Source organism: Bradyrhizobium sp. Ses1 (assembly GCF_059512365.1).
The window spans coordinates 21,386-40,172 of record NZ_JCAMOQ010000016.1; the positions used below are offsets into that span (position 1 = coordinate 21,386).

20 protein-coding genes are annotated in these 18,787 nt (G+C 62.2%); 9 read left to right on the plus strand and 11 right to left on the minus strand.

The genetic code is table 11. The annotated features are described in order from the left end of the window. Nucleotides 1–7 precede the first annotated feature (7 nt). From AC5ZG5_RS19695 to AC5ZG5_RS19710, 4 genes are all read left to right on the plus strand, one after another. Entirely contained in the window at nt 8–736 is a 729-nt protein-coding gene (locus tag AC5ZG5_RS19695) for a cobalt ABC transporter substrate-binding protein (protein ID WP_456643629.1), read from the plus strand. Further along, nucleotides 733–1,014 carry a DUF3649 domain-containing protein gene (locus AC5ZG5_RS19700; RefSeq protein WP_028161756.1) on the plus strand — a complete coding sequence of 94 codons (282 nt, stop codon included), beginning with the start codon at nt 733–735 and terminating at the stop codon, nt 1,012–1,014. The genes AC5ZG5_RS19695 and AC5ZG5_RS19700 overlap by 4 nt, the downstream gene beginning before the upstream one ends. A 65-nt stretch (nt 1,015–1,079) precedes the next feature. Then, nucleotides 1,080–2,657 carry a PepSY-associated TM helix domain-containing protein gene (locus AC5ZG5_RS19705; protein WP_456643721.1) on the plus strand — a complete coding sequence of 526 codons (1,578 nt, stop codon included), beginning with the start codon at nt 1,080–1,082 and terminating at the stop codon, nt 2,655–2,657. Further along, a complete protein-coding gene (locus tag AC5ZG5_RS19710) occupies nt 2,654–2,944 on the plus strand; it encodes a DUF3325 domain-containing protein (RefSeq protein ID WP_456643630.1) in 291 nt (96 codons plus the stop codon). The genes AC5ZG5_RS19705 and AC5ZG5_RS19710 overlap by 4 nt, the downstream gene beginning before the upstream one ends. Here the strand turns inward: AC5ZG5_RS19710 and AC5ZG5_RS19715 are convergent. From AC5ZG5_RS19715 to AC5ZG5_RS19730, 4 genes are all read right to left on the minus strand, one after another. Next, nucleotides 2,941–4,113 (minus strand): alpha/beta fold hydrolase, encoded by a 1,173-nt coding sequence (locus AC5ZG5_RS19715; protein ID WP_456643631.1) that lies wholly within the window; start codon nt 4,111–4,113, stop codon nt 2,941–2,943. The genes AC5ZG5_RS19710 and AC5ZG5_RS19715 overlap by 4 nt on opposite strands. 313 nt (nt 4,114–4,426) lie before the next feature. Then, nucleotides 4,427–5,047: a DUF8737 domain-containing protein gene (locus AC5ZG5_RS19720; protein WP_456643632.1), complete on the minus strand. Its 621-nt coding sequence runs from the start codon at nt 5,045–5,047 to the stop codon at nt 4,427–4,429. A 69-nt stretch (nt 5,048–5,116) separates the two neighbouring features. Next, nucleotides 5,117–5,455 carry a MarR family winged helix-turn-helix transcriptional regulator gene (locus tag AC5ZG5_RS19725; protein ID WP_456643633.1) on the minus strand — a complete coding sequence of 113 codons (339 nt, stop codon included), beginning with the start codon at nt 5,453–5,455 and terminating at the stop codon, nt 5,117–5,119. Between the two features lie 108 nt (nt 5,456–5,563). Continuing rightward, nucleotides 5,564–6,658, minus strand: a complete 1,095-nt coding sequence (locus AC5ZG5_RS19730) for an NmrA family NAD(P)-binding protein (RefSeq protein WP_456643634.1) — start codon at nt 6,656–6,658, stop codon at nt 5,564–5,566. A 266-nt stretch (nt 6,659–6,924) separates the two neighbouring features. Here AC5ZG5_RS19730 and AC5ZG5_RS19735 point away from each other — a divergent pair, with 266 nt between their 5' ends. Next, on the plus strand, nt 6,925–7,572 hold the full coding sequence (locus AC5ZG5_RS19735; RefSeq protein ID WP_456643635.1) for a winged helix-turn-helix transcriptional regulator: 648 nt from the start codon (nt 6,925–6,927) through the stop codon (nt 7,570–7,572). Between the two features lie 26 nt (nt 7,573–7,598). On the opposite strand, the gene AC5ZG5_RS19740 is transcribed toward AC5ZG5_RS19735, so the two are convergent. The 3 genes from AC5ZG5_RS19740 to trhA form a co-directional block, all read right to left on the minus strand. After that, nucleotides 7,599–8,552 carry an alpha/beta fold hydrolase gene (locus AC5ZG5_RS19740; RefSeq protein WP_456643636.1) on the minus strand — a complete coding sequence of 318 codons (954 nt, stop codon included), beginning with the start codon at nt 8,550–8,552 and terminating at the stop codon, nt 7,599–7,601. Nucleotides 8,553–8,785: 233 nt separating this feature from the next. Continuing rightward, nucleotides 8,786–9,580 (minus strand): SDR family oxidoreductase, encoded by a 795-nt coding sequence (locus AC5ZG5_RS19745; protein ID WP_456643637.1) that lies wholly within the window; start codon nt 9,578–9,580, stop codon nt 8,786–8,788. A 31-nt stretch (nt 9,581–9,611) separates the two neighbouring features. Continuing rightward, nucleotides 9,612–10,307 carry a PAQR family membrane homeostasis protein TrhA gene (gene trhA, locus AC5ZG5_RS19750; protein ID WP_028161747.1) on the minus strand — a complete coding sequence of 232 codons (696 nt, stop codon included), beginning with the start codon at nt 10,305–10,307 and terminating at the stop codon, nt 9,612–9,614. A 214-nt stretch (nt 10,308–10,521) separates the two neighbouring features. Between trhA and AC5ZG5_RS19755 the strand changes: the two genes are divergently transcribed. Both AC5ZG5_RS19755 and AC5ZG5_RS19760 read left to right on the plus strand, forming a co-directional pair. Next, nucleotides 10,522–11,985, plus strand: coding sequence for a YcjX family GTP-binding protein (locus tag AC5ZG5_RS19755; RefSeq protein ID WP_456643638.1), 1,464 nt, complete (start codon nt 10,522–10,524; stop codon nt 11,983–11,985). Beyond that, nucleotides 11,982–13,025, plus strand: coding sequence for a YcjF family protein (locus tag AC5ZG5_RS19760; protein ID WP_456643639.1), 1,044 nt, complete (start codon nt 11,982–11,984; stop codon nt 13,023–13,025). The genes AC5ZG5_RS19755 and AC5ZG5_RS19760 overlap by 4 nt, the downstream gene beginning before the upstream one ends. 105 nt (nt 13,026–13,130) lie before the next feature. Here AC5ZG5_RS19760 and AC5ZG5_RS19765 read toward each other — a convergent pair whose 3' ends face one another. Next, a complete protein-coding gene (locus tag AC5ZG5_RS19765) occupies nt 13,131–14,681 on the minus strand; it encodes a glycosyltransferase family 39 protein (protein ID WP_456643722.1) in 1,551 nt (516 codons plus the stop codon). Nucleotides 14,682–15,183: 502 nt separating this feature from the next. Here AC5ZG5_RS19765 and AC5ZG5_RS19770 point away from each other — a divergent pair. Then, nucleotides 15,184–16,920 carry an adenylate/guanylate cyclase domain-containing protein gene (locus tag AC5ZG5_RS19770; RefSeq protein ID WP_456643640.1) on the plus strand — a complete coding sequence of 579 codons (1,737 nt, stop codon included), beginning with the start codon at nt 15,184–15,186 and terminating at the stop codon, nt 16,918–16,920. 3 nt (nt 16,921–16,923) lie between these two features. On the opposite strand, the gene AC5ZG5_RS19775 is transcribed toward AC5ZG5_RS19770, so the two are convergent. Beyond that, entirely contained in the window at nt 16,924–17,121 is a 198-nt protein-coding gene (locus AC5ZG5_RS19775) for a hypothetical protein (protein WP_130222832.1), read from the minus strand. A gap of 124 nt (nt 17,122–17,245) precedes the next feature. Between AC5ZG5_RS19775 and AC5ZG5_RS19780 the strand changes: the two genes are divergently transcribed. After that, the gene (locus AC5ZG5_RS19780; protein ID WP_028161742.1) at nt 17,246–17,446 is read left to right on the plus strand and encodes a cold-shock protein; all 201 of its coding nucleotides are present in this window, start codon (nt 17,246–17,248) and stop codon (nt 17,444–17,446) included. A 117-nt stretch (nt 17,447–17,563) separates the two neighbouring features. On the opposite strand, the gene AC5ZG5_RS19785 is transcribed toward AC5ZG5_RS19780, so the two are convergent. Both AC5ZG5_RS19785 and AC5ZG5_RS19790 read right to left on the minus strand, forming a co-directional pair. Then, complete coding sequence (locus AC5ZG5_RS19785; protein ID WP_456643641.1) at nt 17,564–18,214, minus strand: hypothetical protein; 651 nt, start codon at nt 18,212–18,214, stop codon at nt 17,564–17,566. 99 nt (nt 18,215–18,313) lie between these two features. Then, nucleotides 18,314–18,778 carry an Lrp/AsnC ligand binding domain-containing protein gene (locus tag AC5ZG5_RS19790; protein WP_456643642.1) on the minus strand — a complete coding sequence of 155 codons (465 nt, stop codon included), beginning with the start codon at nt 18,776–18,778 and terminating at the stop codon, nt 18,314–18,316. Between the last annotated feature and the right edge of the window lie 9 nt (nt 18,779–18,787).

Sequence of the window (18,787 nt, forward strand, 5' to 3'; positions counted from 1 at the left end):
GTTTGTCATGACAAAGCCCTTCATCGCAGTAGTCGCCCTGCTTGGCGTGATAACGCCCGTGCAGGCGCACCAGATCTGGATCGAGCAGTCCGATGGCCAGAATGCCGTCGTTCGCTTTGGCGAGTTCGGCGAGAACCTTCGTGAAACCTCACCGGGATTGCTCGACAAGTTCGCTAAGGTAACCGGTACGGTCATCTCCACCAAGGGCGAGCAAAAGTCCGATGCCACGAAGACCGCAAACGGCTTCACGCTGCCATTTTCCACGGCCCCCGGCGACGGCATTGTCGCGGAAGATGCGAGCTACCCGCTCTATGTTTGGAAGCAGCAAGACAAAGAGGTCACGAACTGGTTCTATCCTGCCGCACGCTTGATCACCAGCTTTGCCGCGCAGCAGCCCAAGCTGGTACTGGACCTCGTGCCTACAGGTCAGGAGGGCCAGTTCAAGCTCTTCTTCAAAAATCAACCTAAAGCCAAGACCAAGGTGACTCTGGTAACGGAATCTGGCTGGTCCAAGGAAGCTCACACCGACGAGCAGGGCCTTGTAACGTTTAGTATGCCTTGGAAAGGCACTTACGTCGCTGAAGTCAGCTTCAACGACCGCAGCCCCGGCGAACGCGCGGGGACGAATGGCGCTGAGAAGTATGATGCCGTGAGCTATGCCACCACCGTGACCTATGTGAATGCCAACGGCTTGACACCAATTCCTGCGGGCCCGCCGGCAACTCCGGGCAAATGAACGCCCTGATACATCGCTTTCGCTCCACGGGCCCGCTCATCTCGCGCATCGTCGCCGCCCTGTTCGGCGGCTATGCGCTGGCCGCGCTCAACAGCGTCGCCGTGCTCGCTTTGCCCATGAGCAAGCCCCAGGCCGTGCTCACCGGCATGCTGGCGAGCTTCGCAATATACGCCGGTGCCGTGATCTGGGTCTTTGCCGTGCGCAGCGCGCTGAAGGCTTGGGCCGGCCTGATCGTCGTGGCCGTGCCGCTGTCGCTGGCGGCATGGTCCGTTTCCTGACGAAGGGCCGAGGCGTGAAGACGGACAACGATGTGCAAGTTGCCGGCCGCGGCATCCGGCAAAGCATGTCCAGCCTGCATACGTGGGCTGGCCTTCTGCTCGGCTGGATTCTCTATGCCATGTTCCTCACAGGGACAGTGTCCTATTTCAAGGACGAGCTGTCGCAATGGATGCGACCGGAGCTGCCGTCTCTAGCCCAGATTCCCGATCAGGCGGTGGTGGCGCAGCGAATTGCAGACGAACTCGGCAACATCGCGCCCGGGACCTCGCAGTGGAGCATGCGCCTGCCCGACGCGCGCAATAACAGTGTCTACGCCTTCTGGCGTACACCCGCACGCAATCCGGGCGAGCGCGGCTTCGGCGAAGCCAACTTCGATCCCGCCACCGGCCATACAGTCACCTCACGCGGCACGCTGGGCGGTGAGTTCTTCTACCGTTTCCACTTCCAATTCCACTACATGCCAGTGATATGGGGCAGGTGGCTTGCGGGTGCGTCCGCAATGTTCATGCTCGTGGCCATTGTGAGTGGCATCATCACCCATAAGAAGATCTTTGTTGATTTCTTCACCTTCCGCTGGGGCAAAGGACAGCGCTCCTGGCTGGACGCTCACAACGCCCTTTCGGTGTTCGGGCTGCCGTTCCATTTCATGATCACTTACACCGGATTGGTGACCTTGATGGCGCTGTACATGCCGTGGGGCGAGCGCGTGGCGTTCAAGAGCCCGGCGGAGCAACAGCAACTCAACGCCGAACTCAGTGCCTTCATCCAGCCCGGCAAACCCAGCGGGCAGAAAGTGCCACTGGCACCGGTCGAGGACATGGTGCGGCAGGCTCAAGAACGCTGGGGCCGGGAGAATGTGGGGCGCGTCAATGCGGTTCATCCCGGAGATGCGGCGGCGCGTGTGGCTGTGACGCGGGGAGAAGCGGGCCGCGTTTCCATGAGTCCGCAATATATGGAGTTCGACGGCACCACCGGCAAACCGCTGGCGGTCCACGAGCATGTGGGGGCTGCGGCCGAAACCCGAGGCGTCCTTTATGCGCTCCATTTGGGACGCTTCAGCGATACCGTCACGCGATGGCTGTACTTTCTCGTGAGCTTCATGGGTACGGCCATGGTGGGCACTGGCCTCGTGATGTGGACCGTGAAGCGGCGACAGAAGCTGCCTGACCCGGATCGCCCCTATTTTGGCTTCCGCCTTGTGGAGCGGCTGAACATCGCGTGCATCGCCGGCTTGTCGATCGCAATGACTGCATTCTTGTGGGCCAACCGCCTGCTGCCACACCCCTTGGAAGGCCGCGCCAACTGGGAGATTGACCTGTTCTTCAGCGTCTGGGCCCTGACACTGCTGCATGCCTTGGTGCGTCCCGCCAAGTCAGCTTGGGTCGAGCAATTATGGGCGGCATCGGCGCTGCTGTTTCTCTTGCCGCTCCTCAACGCCGTGACGACGCAGCGTCCGCTGTGGCAGAGCCTCACCGAAGGCGACTGGGTCTTTGCCGGTGTGGATCTCATGTGCTGGGCGCTCGCTGCGCTCCATGCCGTCCTGGCGATACGCACGGCTCGGCAGCAGACCGGATCTCAGTTCAGGCGCAAGACGAGTCGCGAGGCTCCGACCGCCGTTGCGTCCGGCGAGGCGGCAGGATGAGTCATCTCCCTTCCTTTGCGCTGTGCCTGGCAGGGTTCACCGCGCTGGCGTTCGCCACGAATCGCCAGCAGCGCGATATCTTTGGCAGGCTCCTGCGGCCAAGCATGACATATATCCATCGCATTGCCGGCGCGTGCGCCCTGGTTTTTGCGCTCGGCATTCTCGTCGCTCGGCATGGCTGGAGCCTCGGCCTCGCGATGTTCAGCGGTCACGCCACTATAGCTGCCGGTATCGTGTTTTGTGGGCTGATCGGACGTGCGAGGATGTTCGGCCGCAAATTGCTCTAGTTGCTCGCCCGAGAAGGCGTATCGCCAAGCCACTGCATGAACTCGGCGACATGGTGGGCCCATAGGTCGGGCCGTGTCATGGTGAAGTGACCGGGCGATGACGGGGTTCCCGCTTGAACTGCGTAACGGCCACGTTCGAGCTTCGGAACCGACTTTTCGAGAACTTGCAGTTTGTCAGGATTGAACTCGTCGTCGGAAAAATTGAGTGCGAAGAGCTTCGTCTTGATCTTGGAAAGGTCAGGCTCAGGATCGTAGCTGAATGATGATTTGAGCGAATAAAGAATATCGTTTGCGTCGACATGCTCCGCTGTGAGACGGTTGGCGCTCAGGAATTTATCGACCGCGGGGCCGTCAGGCACTTCGTGCTGAAGAGCGGGAGCGCTGTCGATCATCAGGCGCAGAATGTTGTACCCCATGATCCAACCGCGCGGGGTCTCCGTATAGTCCCCGTTTTTCCATTCTGGATCGGCACGGATCGCATCCATCACCATGCGCCTCCAGAGGAGGTTGCGGCCCGAAACTGAGATCGGCAGCGAGACCACCGGCATCACGCCGTCCATCATGTCGGGATAGGCCTCGGCCCATTGCCAGGCATTCATTCCACCCATGGACATGCCGAGAATGGCGTGAAGATGTTTGATGCCCAGTGTTTCCGTCACCACCTTATGCTGGAGGTCGACGATGTCGCTGTAATCGTAGTTCGGGAACTTCGTTTTCAACCCGTCGCTCGGCTTGCTGGATTGGCCATGACCGACACTGTCCGGAAAGATCAGATAGTAACGCTGCGCGTCCAGCGCGCGACCAGGATCGAAGAGTGCCTTCGTGTAGGTCGGGCTCAGCAGCGCGCGGCTGTCTGCCCCGGTCCAATGCAGAACAAGGACCGCATTGTCGATCTCGCCCTTGGCGTTGCGGTGCGGTGTGCCCAGAGTCGAATAATGAATCTTGAGGCGCGCCAGCGTCTCCCCGTCACGGAACTTATAGTTGTCAAACCAGGCGTCGGCTTGCACGGCAGCGGGATTCACACGCTGGTCCCAAGGTGACGCCGGCTCGCCGGCAGCCGCGGCAGATCGCGAACCGGATTGAGCAAATCCAACGCCTGAGAGCATCGTTCCAGAAAGCAGGAGACTGAGCAGCAGGCTGGCTGCTGAGCGAACACGTTGAGACCTCATGATGAATTCCCTGTAGTTGGCGATGATTGGACTGCCTTGTGCAGTATCGTGTGCACCGCGCGTGCTATCGCAGCAGCGAAGACGTTCTGTTCGGGATCTTCGAAGCTTCGATATGCCTCTCGAGGTCCGTTATCCGACGCGCAACGTCGCTGCATGGGTCAAAGTTCAGCGCTTCATCAAACCGCAGAATGCCTTGCCATAGCCATCTAAAGAAGCTCGTCTCAGCAGTCGGATCCTGCGCTGCCGGAGCCTTCACATTTGAGTTGGTCATCTCTTTTCCTTTCACGACTTCGTGGATTCCGGAGCACACGTTTCATGTCTGGACAGCGGCGCGCTTCACTTCGCTCCCTGGGCCACGACGCAACAGGTCAAACGCCATGATGTGGCTCGCACCCGAAATGCCGACGCCGTAGAGCGGGATCAGCGCCATGGGCAGCGTCTGGATGCCGGACATGCGGGGGTCGTTGAGGAGGAAGAAGGTCAGCCCCGTACCGACCGCCACGACAAAATCAGCAAAGCCGAAGATGTGGAAGGCCAAGTACCGGTTGCGACTCTCGGGCAGAAGTAAAACGCCGAGGGCCAAGAACCCCGCGATGAGGTCGCCCCACCCCGCGTTTCGAACAAAGGCTTCCGGGAGGAGGTCGTGCGCCCCATACCAGAAGAAAACCAACGCGGCCGCGATGCGCCAGATATGAAATGCCGTTATCGATCGTAGACCGATGGCTTCGATGTATGCACGGAAGCCATCGGACATTGCGTAGATAATAATAGGCACCACAATCCCCAAGGCGATGATGGCAGCCAGAAACAGCGGGGGAATGGCACGATAGAATCCTGCCTCCGCGGCAAAGGCGACCGCCAATCCCCAGATGGCCAGCACAACCAGCAAGACGCGCGTCCCGCGGCGTTTGCGGAGCTCGAGTTCTCGATCCATGACCTATCTCCTTTTAGGTGTAGTTACACGTACTTGAGCACAAAAATGCGTGACGCTTCTTCCCGCTCGTCAGGCTGATAAGAAGTCCAGAGTTGGTCTGAGCTCGTCCCAACGATTGGCGCCTATGCGGCGGTTGCTTTCTTTCTGGGCCTTCCGCCAGAGGGGCACCGCTTGTTTCAGGAGTAGCCGGCCTTTGGCCGTCAGCGTCAGACTACGAATACGACGATCTCGCACGTCCGGCTGGATCGCAACGAGCTTCATGGTTTCGAGCGGCTTCAAGTTGCGCGTGAGGGTGGTGCGATCCATACCGAGCAGATCGGCCATGTCGCTGATCGGCACCGGCTCGTTGCGCTTCAACGCGGACAGGATTGTGAACTGTCCGGACGTGATGCCGATGGGCTTGAACATCGCGTCGTATCTCCGCGATGTGGCGCGGGCGGCCCTGTTCAGGCCGAGACATACGCAAGCCCTGTAGAAATCCGTCGCTGTAAGATCGTCCTGTTTCATCCGTTCACCCTACAGCGTCCCCTTCCTCTTATCCTCAGTCAGCTTCAGAAGCGGCGGCGACTTGTACAAATTTTCCGGTTGAACTCTTTCCCAAAGGCTCCCCTTCCCAAGCTCTCTTCCCAACTGATCTTCCCAGCGAAGCCACTGTTCGACACTCCGGATTCGATTGGGGTGAATTTCATCCAACAACCCGTAATCCCTCTGAACGACTCCGTATTTCCAGACGTTCCAGAACCCGGTGAAGTTATCCCGGAAACTCATGGTGCTTTTGTCATTGGGATCTGCATTGTATCCGGCGGGCATGTCAGCGGCCGCCTTGAGCGGACCATTCCAGTACGCGTCCAAGTCCGTGTCTATGTATTGCGCCGGATGCCCCGTCACCTTCTCGAACGCCGCAGCAAGTTTCTGATACTCGACATGCTCGATGGCGACTTCGAGATTCATGCCATTCGCCCGCTCCGGGTTGTCGAAGAGCCAGCGGGCATAATAGCCACAATCATCAAGAGCAACGTGCGGCACGGCTCCGTTGCCGAGCGGAACTCGCCACGTCACGACACCATCCTCCACAGAAGGAGTCATGGGCGTCATCGCCGAGATTGCCATCTCCATGTATGGGCCAGTGGTGAACACCGCCGCGCCCATCCTGTCTTTGTTCGCTTGGTTTTGAAACAAGATCCATTCGCCCATGCGGCCCTTGCCGTCATAGTGACCCGTGCGGAATTTGGAATCATAACCGGACTTCTTGAGCGCGTAGTCGAGATTTCCATAGACAAAGAACTTGATCCCTTCTTCCACGGCTATCTCGTAGCTGCGGATTGCCCAATAGGTCTCCGCCTTCTCGCCGGTGTTGAACCCATCGATATTGACGTATGCCCCGTCGCAACCGCGGAAGCCTTCCCGCAATATGGCCTCGTCCGCGAACGTTCCCTCGAGGATGGACACGTTGCCGAGCGCGCGAAGGGCATTTGCCCGTCGGGAGGCAGGGTCGCGGCTAAGGGCTCGGACAGAATATTTCTTGTCAGCGACCAGAGCGCCGATGACGGGCAAGCCCTGAGCGCCCGTGCCGCCGATGACGAAGATCTTGGAGGTGCTGTGCGTGGGCATGGTTATCTCCACAGGTTTTGAGCCGATTGGCAGCGGCGTCGCGGCCGGCCAACGGGAGCCTCGCCTGGTGATCGGGCGTTTCGCAGTCATTCGAAACGACGGCACTCGTCACTGGACCATAACTCTTATAATAAGAGTGACTCAGAAAAGCAAGAAAGTCTGGCTCGTCTCACGCTTCGTTGAATTTGCCGTGTTGCCGACCTAAGTTGGCTCTTATGATGAGAGCTTCGCGACGATGATCCTCGCGTAACTCGTGGAAATGGTGGATGCGCTCGAAGGGTTTCGACGGAATGGTATGCTCGATCGCCGGCGTGATGGCGGTGATCGGCGATCGTTGGGGTCTGCTGATCCTGCGCGACCTTGTCCTCGGTCTCAACCGATACGAGGACTTTCGCCAATCGTCTGGCGTGACCAATGCGACGCTCAGCGACCGGCTGAACCACCTTGAGGCCAATGGCCTGATCGAGCGGCGGCGCTATCAGGTAAATCCGGAACGATTTGAATACCTGTTGACCCAAAAGGGCTGGCAAATCGCCTCTGTGATGCCGGTGCTCGCGCAGATCGGGGATCGCTGCGACGTCTCTGGCGCTTCAGCGCCGCCGCTGAAGTTTGTCAATCGAAAGACCGGGGCCGACGTCGAGTGGAGTTTCATCGACAAGAACACTGGTGAGCAGCTCAGCGCCCTGGATCTCGCAATCAAAGAAGGCCCCGGTGCGGACGATTTGGTTCGCTGGCGGCTGTCCCACACTGAGCGTCGCCACAAGCAGAAGGTCGATGACGGCGTCGTCTCGCCAAGCGGCACGCCGACTATGCAAGGGGCGAAGCTCAGGCCGCGCGCGGCTCGTAAAGGTATTGAAGAAGAAAAGCTCACGCGGAGGGTCAGGAAGAAGCCCACGCAGAAGGCGCGACGATAGAAGGCACGGATATTGGCCCTTAACCGTCAAAGCCCGTCGAGGAACCGCTCCAGCGCTGCGTTGGTCTCAGCTGGTGCTTCCTGCTGCACCCAGTGGCCGATACCTGGGAGAATGACCGATCCGCGAAAGTCGGTGCAGCCGATCCCGGGGTTCGCATAGAGATCCATGCCGGGAATGAACGCGCGAACCGCGTCGCGCTCGCCGGCCACAAAATACGATGGCTGCGTCACGGGCTTGTTGGCAAACTCCGCCAATTCTTTAAAATCGATATCCTGTGCCCGGTAGCGATTGAGCGGGCCACGGAAGCCACCGGCGCGAAATGCGTCGACATAGACCTGCAGGTCCTTTTCGCTCATCCAGTCCGGAAACGGCTTCGGATCGATCATCCCGTCAAGCAATTTCGCATCCACCGGTTTATGATCGAGCCACTTGTTGAGCGGGGCGCCACCTGAGATGGCGAAATAGAGTTTTCGCAAAGCGACGCGGATGTCGGCCTCGAGCTCTTTCTCCGCCACGCCTTCGTCCTGGAAATAGAGCTGATAGAAGAAGCGGTCCTTGTAGGTGGCTTTGAACGTGTCGAGAAGCGGCACGGGTCGTCTGGGAATGTAGGGAACACTGAGGCCGGCGACCGCCGTCACCTTGCTCGGGTAGAGCAGCGCGGTATTCCAGACCATCGGCGCACCCCAATCGTGGCCGAACAGGATCGCCTTGCCATCACCCAACTGATCGACCACGGCGACGATATCGGAGGCCAGATTGCGAATGGTGTAGGCGGCAATCTCCTGCGGCTTGGAGCTCTGCCCGTAGCCGCGCACGTCGAGCGCCGCCACCTTATAGCCGCGCTCCGAGAAATGATCGATCTGGTGACGCCATGAGTACCAGAGCTCGGGAAACCCGTGAACGCAGACGATCAGGGGACCGCGGCCGGCGACGGCCACATTGAGGTTGATCGATCCGTTCCGCACCGTGACGAAATCCATGACGTCCCCGCAGATTTCCGTTTTCGCTTTACTCAACTGCAGCGTGGATGCCTGGGTCAAGCCAGGCGTGGCTACATCTGTAACGCGGCACCAACGTAGATAGGCCGCATCCTAGGAGCGCACTTGCACGCGTCTCGAAGGCCCAGGGGCGCTACTGGGGCCTCATGGTTCTCCCGGCGATGCGCCGCATCGTCCGGAGACGCCGCTGCGGGGCTCCTCACCATGAGGGCTGATCACTTCCCGTGCTCTTCACGCATCTTGGCCTGGATCTTGGCCATGCCGCCGATCCAGCGGTCGTAGTTCTCGGTCTTCTTGCGCATGTAGCCGAGCACCTGCGGATGCGGCAGGATCAGGAAGGTTTCCTGCTCGATGCCGCGCAACGCGTCCTGCGCAACCTGTTCTGCCGTGAGGTCGCCGTCGCCGGATTGCGGGCCCTTCGGGATCGAGCGCAGCATGTTGGTGTCGACGCCCTGCGGGCAGAGGATCGAAACCTTGATGCCGTCGGCGCGATGCGAGATCGCGAGGTTCTCGGCAAAGCCGACCGCGGCGTGCTTGGTGGTGGAATAAGCCGGGCTGCCGACCTGCGACAACAGGCCGGCCGCCGAAATGGTGTTGAGGAAATAGCCTTCGCCGCGCGCCTTCATGCGTGGAACCAGATGCCGCGCGGCATAGACATGGGCCATCACATGGATCGCCCAGCTTCGCGCCCAGGGCTCATCGGAGGTGCCGCCTGCATTGACGGAGAGCGGATCAAAACCGCCGCCAATGCCGGCATTGGAGCAGAACAGCGCGATCGGGCCGAACATCCGCTCGGTCGCCTCGATCACATGCAGGACGTTCTTCTCCTGCCCGACGTCGCATTTGAATGCCGCGCCGCCCACGGAGGCTGCGACCTTCTCAGCAGCCGCATGGTCGAGATCGACCACCACCACCTTGGCGGCGCCCGCGCGGTGGAACACTTCACACAGCGCCTTGCCGATGCCATTGCCGCCACCGGTGACGACCACGACTTTTTCTGCCACCTGCATGGCCCCCTCCCGATTTTTAATTGTCAGCGCCTCAACTCGCGAGCACGAGGTCGAGGATCGCCGTATAATGGCAGGCCGCGCCAAGCAAGACAAAACAGTGCCAGATCGCGTTCTGGAAGCGCAGCCGCTGCCACGCGTGGAATACCACGCCGAGACTGTACAAGACGCCGCCCGCGACCACGAACCACAGTGCCATCGCCGGCAGCACCTTCACCACCGCATCATAGAGCATCGCCCCGCTCCAGCCCATGGCGAGATAGAGCCCGACCGACAGCCGGTCGAAGCGGCCCGGCAGCGTCAATTTCAGCACGATGCCGACAATCGCCACACACCAGACCCCGATCAGGAGCGCGATGGCAAAATAGCTCTCCCTCAATTCCATGATGAAGGGCGTATAGGTCGCGGCGATCAGGACATAGATCGCCGAATGGTCGAACCGGCGCAGCACCCATTTGGCGCGCGACACCGGCCAGAGATTATAGGTCGCCGACAGCACCAGCATCGCCAAGAGGCCCGCAACGTAGACCGAGACCACCGCGACATCGCCCGGTGTCGCGTAGATAGCCGTCAGCACGATCAGCACGGTGGCGGCGATCAGGCCGAAACAGATGCCGACGACATGGACGATGCCGTCGGCGATCAGTTCGGCGCGGTCATAGTTCCAGATCACGGCGCCAGCCGCGTGGATCGAATTGGAGGCGAGTTGCTTCAGTCGGAATATCGTCATGACCAGTCGGCGCGCACAGTAGAAGCGAGGGGACATCGGCGTTGGGAGGTTAGCCGATCTAGTACCCTATCGTCGTGGCTGTTTTTTGAACCGGCGATGAACGGGGCCGCCAGCGGCAGACTGACGAAGTGCTTGATTTTGGCCCATCAATTGCCATTTTGCGGATAATCGTTCGCCAATTGCCCTCCTCCCGCCCGAGTTGCTCCTCGCCTGCATGGCCCTCAATCTCACCGATATCGTCGAGGAAGCGCGCCTGTCGGCGCGGGCGCTCTGGGACTATGGCGACAGCTTCTTCAACCCGACCGTGCGGCTCGGCGTCACCGGGCTATCGCGTGCCGGCAAGACGGTGTTCATCACGGCGCTGATCCATGGATTGACCCGCGGCGGCCGCTTTCCGGTGTTCGAGGCCTATGCCTCGGGCCGGATCGCCCGGGCGCGTCTGGAGCCGCAGCCCGACGATGCGGTGCCGCGCTTCGACTATGAGAACCATGTCCGCACCCTCGTCGAGGAACGGCGCTGGCCGAACTCGACCACCGACATCAGCGAGCTTCGCCTCGTCATTGACTACCAGCGGCAAAATGGCGCGGACCGCACGCTCACCCTCGACATCGTCGACTATCCCGGCGAGTGGCTGCTCGACCTGCCGCTGCTGAGCAAGAGCTTTGAGCAGTGGTCGGCGGAGAGCCTCGCATTGTCGCGTGAGCCGCTGCGCGCCGAACTGGCCGCGCCCTGGCATGAGCATCTGACAACGCTCGATGGCCAAGGCCGCGAGGACGAGCAGGCGGCCCTGAAATCCGCAAAACTGTTCACCGACTATTTGCGTGCCTGCCGCGACGAACGTTTTGCCATGAGCCTGTTGCCGCCCGGCCGCTTCCTGATGCCGGGCAACCTCGCCGGCTCGCCGGCGCTGACCTTCGCGCCGCTCGAGGTTCCCATCGATGGCAGCGCGCCCGACGGCTCGCTATGGGCAATGATGCGGCGACGCTATGAGGCCTACAAGGACGTCGTGGTGCGCCCGTTCTTCCGCGATCATTTTGCGCGGCTCGATCGCCAGATCGTGCTGGTCGATGCGCTAGCCGCTTTCAATGCCGGGCCGGAGGCGCTGCACGATCTCGAAGCCGCGCTGGCCGGCATCCTGGATTGCTTCCGCATCGGGCGCAGCACGATCCTGAGCGCGCTGTTCCGGCCGCGGATCGACCGCATTTTATTTGCGGCAACCAAGGCCGATCATCTGCATCACCAGAGCCATGACCGGCTGGAAGCGATCCTGCGGCGCACGGTGGCGAAGGCCGCCGACCGCGCCGAATTTGCCGGCGCCGCAATCGACGTGGTGGCGCTCGCCGCGGTGCGCGCGACCCGCGAAGCGCAGGTGGCGCGCGGCCGCGAAAAGCTGCCGTCGATCCTGGGCACGCCGGCGCCCGGCGAAACCGCAAATGGTGAGACCTTCGACGGCGAGACTGAGGTCGCGACCTTTCCGGGCGATCTGCCTGTTGACCCCGAGGAACTGTTCAGGGGCACCTTCCGCGGCCTGTCCAGCGCGACCGCCGACAAGGCCGATTACCGCTTCCTGCGATTTCGGCCTCCGAAGCTGGTGCGGGAGGGTGACGAGGAACCCGCCCTGCCCCATATCCGCCTTGACCGCGCGCTCCAGTTCCTGATCGGAGACCGACTGCAATGAGCGAGAAAACGCCCCATCGGCGGCCGGCGACCTTCAAGCTCGACGACCCCTCCGTAATCGTGATCGACGCGGACGAGAAGGGCCGGGCCGCCCGCGGCACCATCCAGATCACGCCGGAGCCCGACCCGGCGCTGTTGCCGGTGCCGGTCGATGCGCCGCTTGCGCCAGCGCGCCGCGGCTTCCGCTGGGGCACGCTGTTCTGGGCCGCGGCCGGTGGATTGATGCTGCTCGGCGCCGGCCTCGGCGTCATCCACCTGATCGAGGATCTGTTTGCGCGCAACCAAGGGCTCGGTTTCGTCGGACTCGCATTGGCCGTGGTCGCGACGGTCGCGTTGCTCGTCGTCATCGGCCGCGAGACCTTTGGACTAGCGCGGCTGGCGACGATCGAGAAACTCCATCTGCGCGCCGCTGACGTGCTGCTCAGCGACGACCGCGCGGCAAGCCGCGTGATCGTGAATGATCTGCTCAAGCTCGCGCACGAGAACCCGCAACTCGCCCGCGCCCGCGCCACGCTGCAAGGCCATGCCGATGACATCATCGACGGCGCCGACATGATCAAGCTCGCCGAGCGCGAATTGATGACGCCGCTCGATGAGGAAGCGCGCCGGCTGGTGTCATCGGCGGCGCAGCGGGTCTCGGTCGTCACGGCCGTGAGCCCGCGTGCGGCGATCGACGTGCTGTTCGTGTTCGTGGCGGCGCTGCGCATGATCCGGCAATTGGCCTATCTCTATGGCGGCCGGCCCGGCGCGCTCGGCATGTTCAGCCTGATGCGCCACGTGATCACGCATCTGGCGATCACCGGCGGCGTGGCCGCCAGCGACAGCGTGATCCAACAGATGCTCGGCCACGGCATCGCCGCCAAGCTCTCGCAGCGCCTCGGCGAAGGCGTCCTCAACGGCCTCCTCACCGCCCGCCTCGGCCTCGCCGCCATCGAGGTGACCCGCCCGCTCCCCTTCACCGCTCTGCCGCGCCCCGCGCTGGCTGATCTCGCAAAGGACTTGCTGCGCAAGCGCGACGACGAAGAGCGTGGCGCGGGTTGATGTGCCCTCGCCCCTTGTGGGAGAGGGCTGCTCCGGCGCCAGCAACGAACTCGGTCGGGTGAGGGGTCTCTCTCCACATGCATGGGCGCTCGCGGAGAGAACCCCTCATCCGGCAGCCTTCGGCTGCCACCTTCTCCCACAAGGGGAGAAGGTGCAGGTCGCGTCCGGCGCGAGCAATATCGCCAGCACGCGCCAGCGGAAGAGTGGCGAATCCGGTGGCGGCGAGAGTTCGGGGGTGTAGCCGGTCAGCTTCTCAAGCAAAAAACTGTCCATCACCATGCCCCGCCAGACGCGCTCGACGCGTTCGAGCGGCTGGCGCACGGCGCCTGCCGCATCCAAAAATGGCATCTGGCTGTCGAGCTCGCGCACGACATAGATGCCGGCGTGATCCCTGATGCGGTCCATGCCGGGATCGCGGAAGCTCTGGAAGCGGCCGCGCTCGTTGAGCTGGACCACGGGCACGCGGCCATTGAAGAACCAGCGCAGCATCGCATAGGTGCGGTAGTCAGTGGTCGCGATCCAGCTCGCGCCCTGCTTCTGCAATTGGTCCTCGACGCGCGCGGCGAGCTGCTCGTAGCCGGCTTCGCCGCCGATCGGATCGGTGCGGCCGATGAAATTGAATGGCGTCGCGACATAGTAGACGAACACGCAGATGACGAAGGCGATGCCTGAGATCACCGCGATCCGCGCCCAGGAGATGGTCGCGCGGATCATCCATTTCGGCCAACCTTCGCGCGGGAGCATGGCGATGTTGATGGCGGTGGCGGCAAAGCCGGCGGGCCACAGGAACATCGGCCAGGTGTCGCCGACCCGCAGTGTCAGCGACTTCCACAGGAAATAGAAGAACGGCACGATCACCGCGGTCGAGAGCAGGATCGCCACCGGCTCGCCGGTGCGATAGCCGCGCCATGCGGTCAGCGTGATGCCCGACAGCACCACCGGCAGCACCACGAATCCGACCAGGCCGAGCTGCAGCGCGAAAAACTCACCCAGGGTGCGGAGCGAGAACGGATGATCGGCGGTGGCGCGCACCGACTGGAAGCGGAACGAGGCCCAATCATGCTGGAAATTCCAGATCAGCACCGGCGAGAACACGAGGATCGCGATCACGACGGCAAGATAAGGATAGGGGCTGGAGAGCCAGCGCCACCGCCAGGACGGCACCAGTATGAACGCCACGACTGCCGGCAGCAGCATGATCGCGGTGAATTTCGAGAGCAGCGCAAGTCCACCGAACAGGCCGGCGGCGAGCCACCAGCGCGGCTCGCCGCTTTGGGTGAGCCGCACCAGCGACCACAACATCGCGACCGCAAACGGGATCATCGCGATGTCGGGCGCGACCTTCGCCATCAAGAGGCCGTAATAGAGCGCGGCCTCCGGCAACAGCAGCGCCAGCACGACCGCCCTGAAATCATGGGTAACGCGGCGGACGATATCGGCGAGCAGGAGCTGGGTCACGAGCATCGCCAGAATGCCGGCAAAGCGCGCCCCGAGATTGGTGTCGCCGAAGATCGCGGTGCCGAAGCGGATGAACCAGGCGATCATGGGGGGATGATCGAGGAACGACAGCACATTCTCCTTCGACCAGGTCCAGTAATAGGCCTCGTCCGTGCGCAGGTCGAGCGCGGCCGCATAGATCAGGCGCAGAACCGTCATCGCCGCGATCAGGGCGATCACGACGGGCCATGACGGCGCGGAAGGATAGTCGTCCGGCGTTGCGCGGCCGGTTTTGAGCGGGATATTCGTCACGGCCGCGCTTTTCCTAGACTCCCAGCGGGGTGTCAACGTGTCGCGGGAAAAGAATGATAGGCGGGCGTTCCGGAAGACCGGCTCATGACAGGTGTGTAATTTGGGCGCGACTGGAGCAGCGAGCTCCCACCTCTCCCTTGGGAGAGGTCGGATTTCACGCGGCACGCGTGGAATCCGGGTGAGGGGTTCAGGTCTATCTGTGGGCGGACGTTCCTCGAGAGGCCGGGACCCCTCACCCGGATTGCATCTGTCGATGCAATCCGGCCTCTCCCACAAGGGGAGAGGCGGACTTGAGAGCGCGGAGGCATTATACGTTATACGACTATAATGGAACGGCACGAGGTCGGGACGGCGATGGTATTTGGCAGGGAATAAGGCATTAGATTTGACGATAGTAGCTACAGATCATATGGCCACCTCTGCGCGCCAGCAGTTACGAGAATTTTTCCGCGGCATCGGCTTGCGGCAGGTTCGGCTCGCCTGCGGCACCATTCTGTTCGCTTATCTGGTCAGCCATTTCCTTAATCACGCGCTTGGCAATATCTCACTGGACGCACTGGCCTGGGGCGTCGAGTGGCACACCACCTTCTGGCAATTCCTACCTATCGCCTTCATCTTCTACAGCGCCTGCCTCGTGCATTCCGGGCTCGGCATCTGGGCGCTGTATCAGCGCCGCCAGTTCGGCTGGAAGGCGATCGAGCCGCTGCAGCTGCTGTTGGGCTTGAGCATCCCTTTCCTGATCATCGCCCATATCGTGGGCGTGCGGCTCAGCCATACGCTGTACGGGCACGAGAAGCTGTATCCGCAGGAACTCTATATATTCTTCGTCGGCGCGAAGCAGAGGCTGTGGCCGATGCTCGCGGTGCTGGTCATCGCCTGGGTGCACGGCTGCATCGGGCTATATTTCTGGCTGAGGATGCGCCGCTTCTTCAGACGCGCGGCGCCGTTTCTACTGGCGGCCGCCGTGCTGATCCCGACGCTGGCGCTGCTCGGCGTCTACCAGGGTGGACGCACCGTGATCGCCGACAGCACCGATCCCGCGTGGCGGCACGACAACCTGTCAGCGCAACATGTCGGTACGCTGGAGCAGGCTGACATGCTCGACCGCATCACCAGCGGCATTACGATCGGTTATGTCGGCCTGCTTGCCCTGGTGCTGCTCGCGCGCGGCGGACGCGCCATCCTTGAGCGGCGCGGCGGCATGATCAGCCTGTCCTACGGCAATGGCCGCACCGTCCGGGTCCCCAAGGGATTGAGCGTACTGGAGGCGAGCCTGCGCCACAACGTGCCGCATGCCTCGGTCTGTGGTGGCCGCGCGCGCTGCTCGACCTGCCGCATCCGCATCATCGGCGACTGCAGCATGCTGCCCGAGCCTTCGCCGCGCGAGGCCTTCGTGCTCGGCCGCGTCGGATCGACCGATCCCTCGGTCCGGCTCGCCTGCCAGCTCAAGCCGACCACCGACCTCTCCTTCTTCCAGCTCTTCACCCCGCACACGATGTCGGCCAACGCGCATGCGTCGAACCCGACGCGGATCGGGCAGGAGCGCTATCTCGTCAGCCTGTTCGTCGACATGCGCGGCTCGACGCAACTTGCGGAGACGCGGCTGCCGTTCGACACCGTCTTCATCGTCAACCGCTTCCTCAGCGCGGTGTCGCAGGCGGTGATCGAAAACGGCGGCCAGCCTAACCAGTTCGTCGGCGACGGCATGCTGGCGCTGTTCGGACTCGCGAGCAGCCGGCAGCAGGCCTGCCGGCAGGCACTGCGCGCGGCGGCGCAGATCGGCAAGAACATTGAGGAGCTGAACGAATTCCTGAGCCATGACCTGCCCGAGCCGATCCGCTTCGGCATCGGCATCCAAGGCGGCGAGGTGATCGTCGGCGACATCGGCTATCGCGACCACATGGTGTTCACCGCGCTCGGCGACGCCGTCAATGTCGCGGCGCGATTGCAGGACATGACCAAGCTGCTCGGCTGCGAAGCCATCTTCTCGGAGGAGGTGCGCATCACGGCAGGGCTGGCCGCCGATGCGCTACCCCAACAGGAAGTCGCGATTCGCGGCCGCAACGAGCCGATGACCGTGCGCACGGTCGACGACACGCGCACGCTATCCGCGGTGGCGAGCGGCGATCAGGTGGTCGCGGCCTGACTATCATCTGCTAATCGCGGCGGCCGCTGCCGCATCGTCAACGTCGGCATGCACAGATAGTGAGCGCTGACTCACGAAGCTGCGGCCGCGCCAGATGCCCGAGACTTGCCGCGATTGGCCGATCTTTTCCACGGGAATGAACGGTAAATAGGCAAAAGGGCGCAAAAGCGCCGCGAAACGGCGTGTTTCTGCCAAAATCACGCGTGAGCTTTGCCCTACCAAGCGCGACGCAATCTGCGTTATCCTGCGCCTTGCGAACATGCCGGGGTGTGCGGGGACCGGCACGTTCGTTTAATTATTTGATTTTCCGCCGGAGACGACGTGAATGGCTAAAGGTACTGTTAAATGGTTCAACCCGACCAAGGGCTACGGATTCATTCAACCCTCATCGGGTGGCAAGGACATATTCGTTCATATCTCAGCGGTTCAGAAGGCCGGGCTTACGACGCTCAATGAGGGGCAGTCGGTCGAGTACGACGAGATCGCCAATCGTGGCCGGACATCGGCGGAGAATTTGAAAGTCTAGGATACCCAGCAAAGGTCGCACTCTCGGGGATGCGTCTGGGGGTGACGTCCAAACAAATTCCACCAGAGGGAAGCGTTCACAAGGAGCTGAGCGCGCGCATCCGCGCGTCGGCCACTTTCAGTCCTCCGTGACCCATTGGGCGACGGGCATGACGTCCGGCGGCTGCAGATAGCCACGCGGCCAGAGATCGACGGCCCATTCCACCTTGGTGGCGCGTTCGACCAGCACCGCGGTGTTGTGCGGCGTCTGCAGCACCAGCGTGTTGCCGCGGTAATGCGGATCGCCGACGATGTGGTGCTTCAATAGATTCCATTGCTGCAGGACTAGCAGCAGGCTCGTGGTGTTGCGGGTGGTGTCCCAGCAATCGTAATTGTGCTTGTCGTCGAAATAGCGGAAATCGGCCTTCGCCACGCGTTTGTCGGTGCCGATGATCGGGCCCATGCGACGGTCGAACCACATCACTGCTTTTTGCACCGCAGCACGCTCGGCCGCCGCGGAGGCGCGGCCCGCATTCATGATCTGCGTCAGCGCGGCGCGGTCGGAGGCGCTGAAATCCAGGGTCTCGCGACGCCGGCAGACGAAGCCGTAGCAGACCGTCATCGCGTTCGCCGACGGCGGATAGATCGACACCGACGTGTAGAGCGCCTCAACCGCCGCGCTCATCTCGGCGGAAGCCGCAGGATACGCAAAGAGTGCCAGCAGGCCGGCGCAGACGCCTGCGAGCGTTGCGCGTGTGCCGCCTTTTCCTAGCTGATCGTTGTTGCTCATGCGCGCTGCCCCAAAGAGGCCCTGAGGATTAGCGCGGCCTCTTCGTCCTGCCAATATGGCAGCAGGGAACCTGTGGATCACATCTTGCGAGCGAACGCGTTACGCAACCGGCAGCGGCGCGTCACGCTTGACCTCTTCCATCACGGCGTAGGTGCGCGTCTCCTTCACGCCGGGGAGCGCGAGCAGGCTCTCGCCGAGGAAGCGGCGATAGGCGGTCATGTCGGCGACGCGCGCCTTCACCAGATAATCGAAGCCGCCAGCGACCATGTGGCACTCCAGGACCTCAGGCGCGGCCCGCACGGCGCGCGCGAACTTTTCGAAGACATCGGGCGTCGTCTTGTCGAGCATCACCTCGACGAACACGAGCAGCCCGAGGCCCAGCCGGTGCGGATTGAGGCGGGCGCCGAACCCCTCGACAAATCCCTCGCGCTGCAGCCGCTTCAGCCGTTCGCCGACCGACGTCGGCGACAGCCCGATGCGCTCCGCCAGCTCGACATTGGCGATTCGGCCGTCGTCCTGCAGAATTTCGAGGATTCTGCGGTCCGTCTTATCTAAATCCGGCATATATCAACC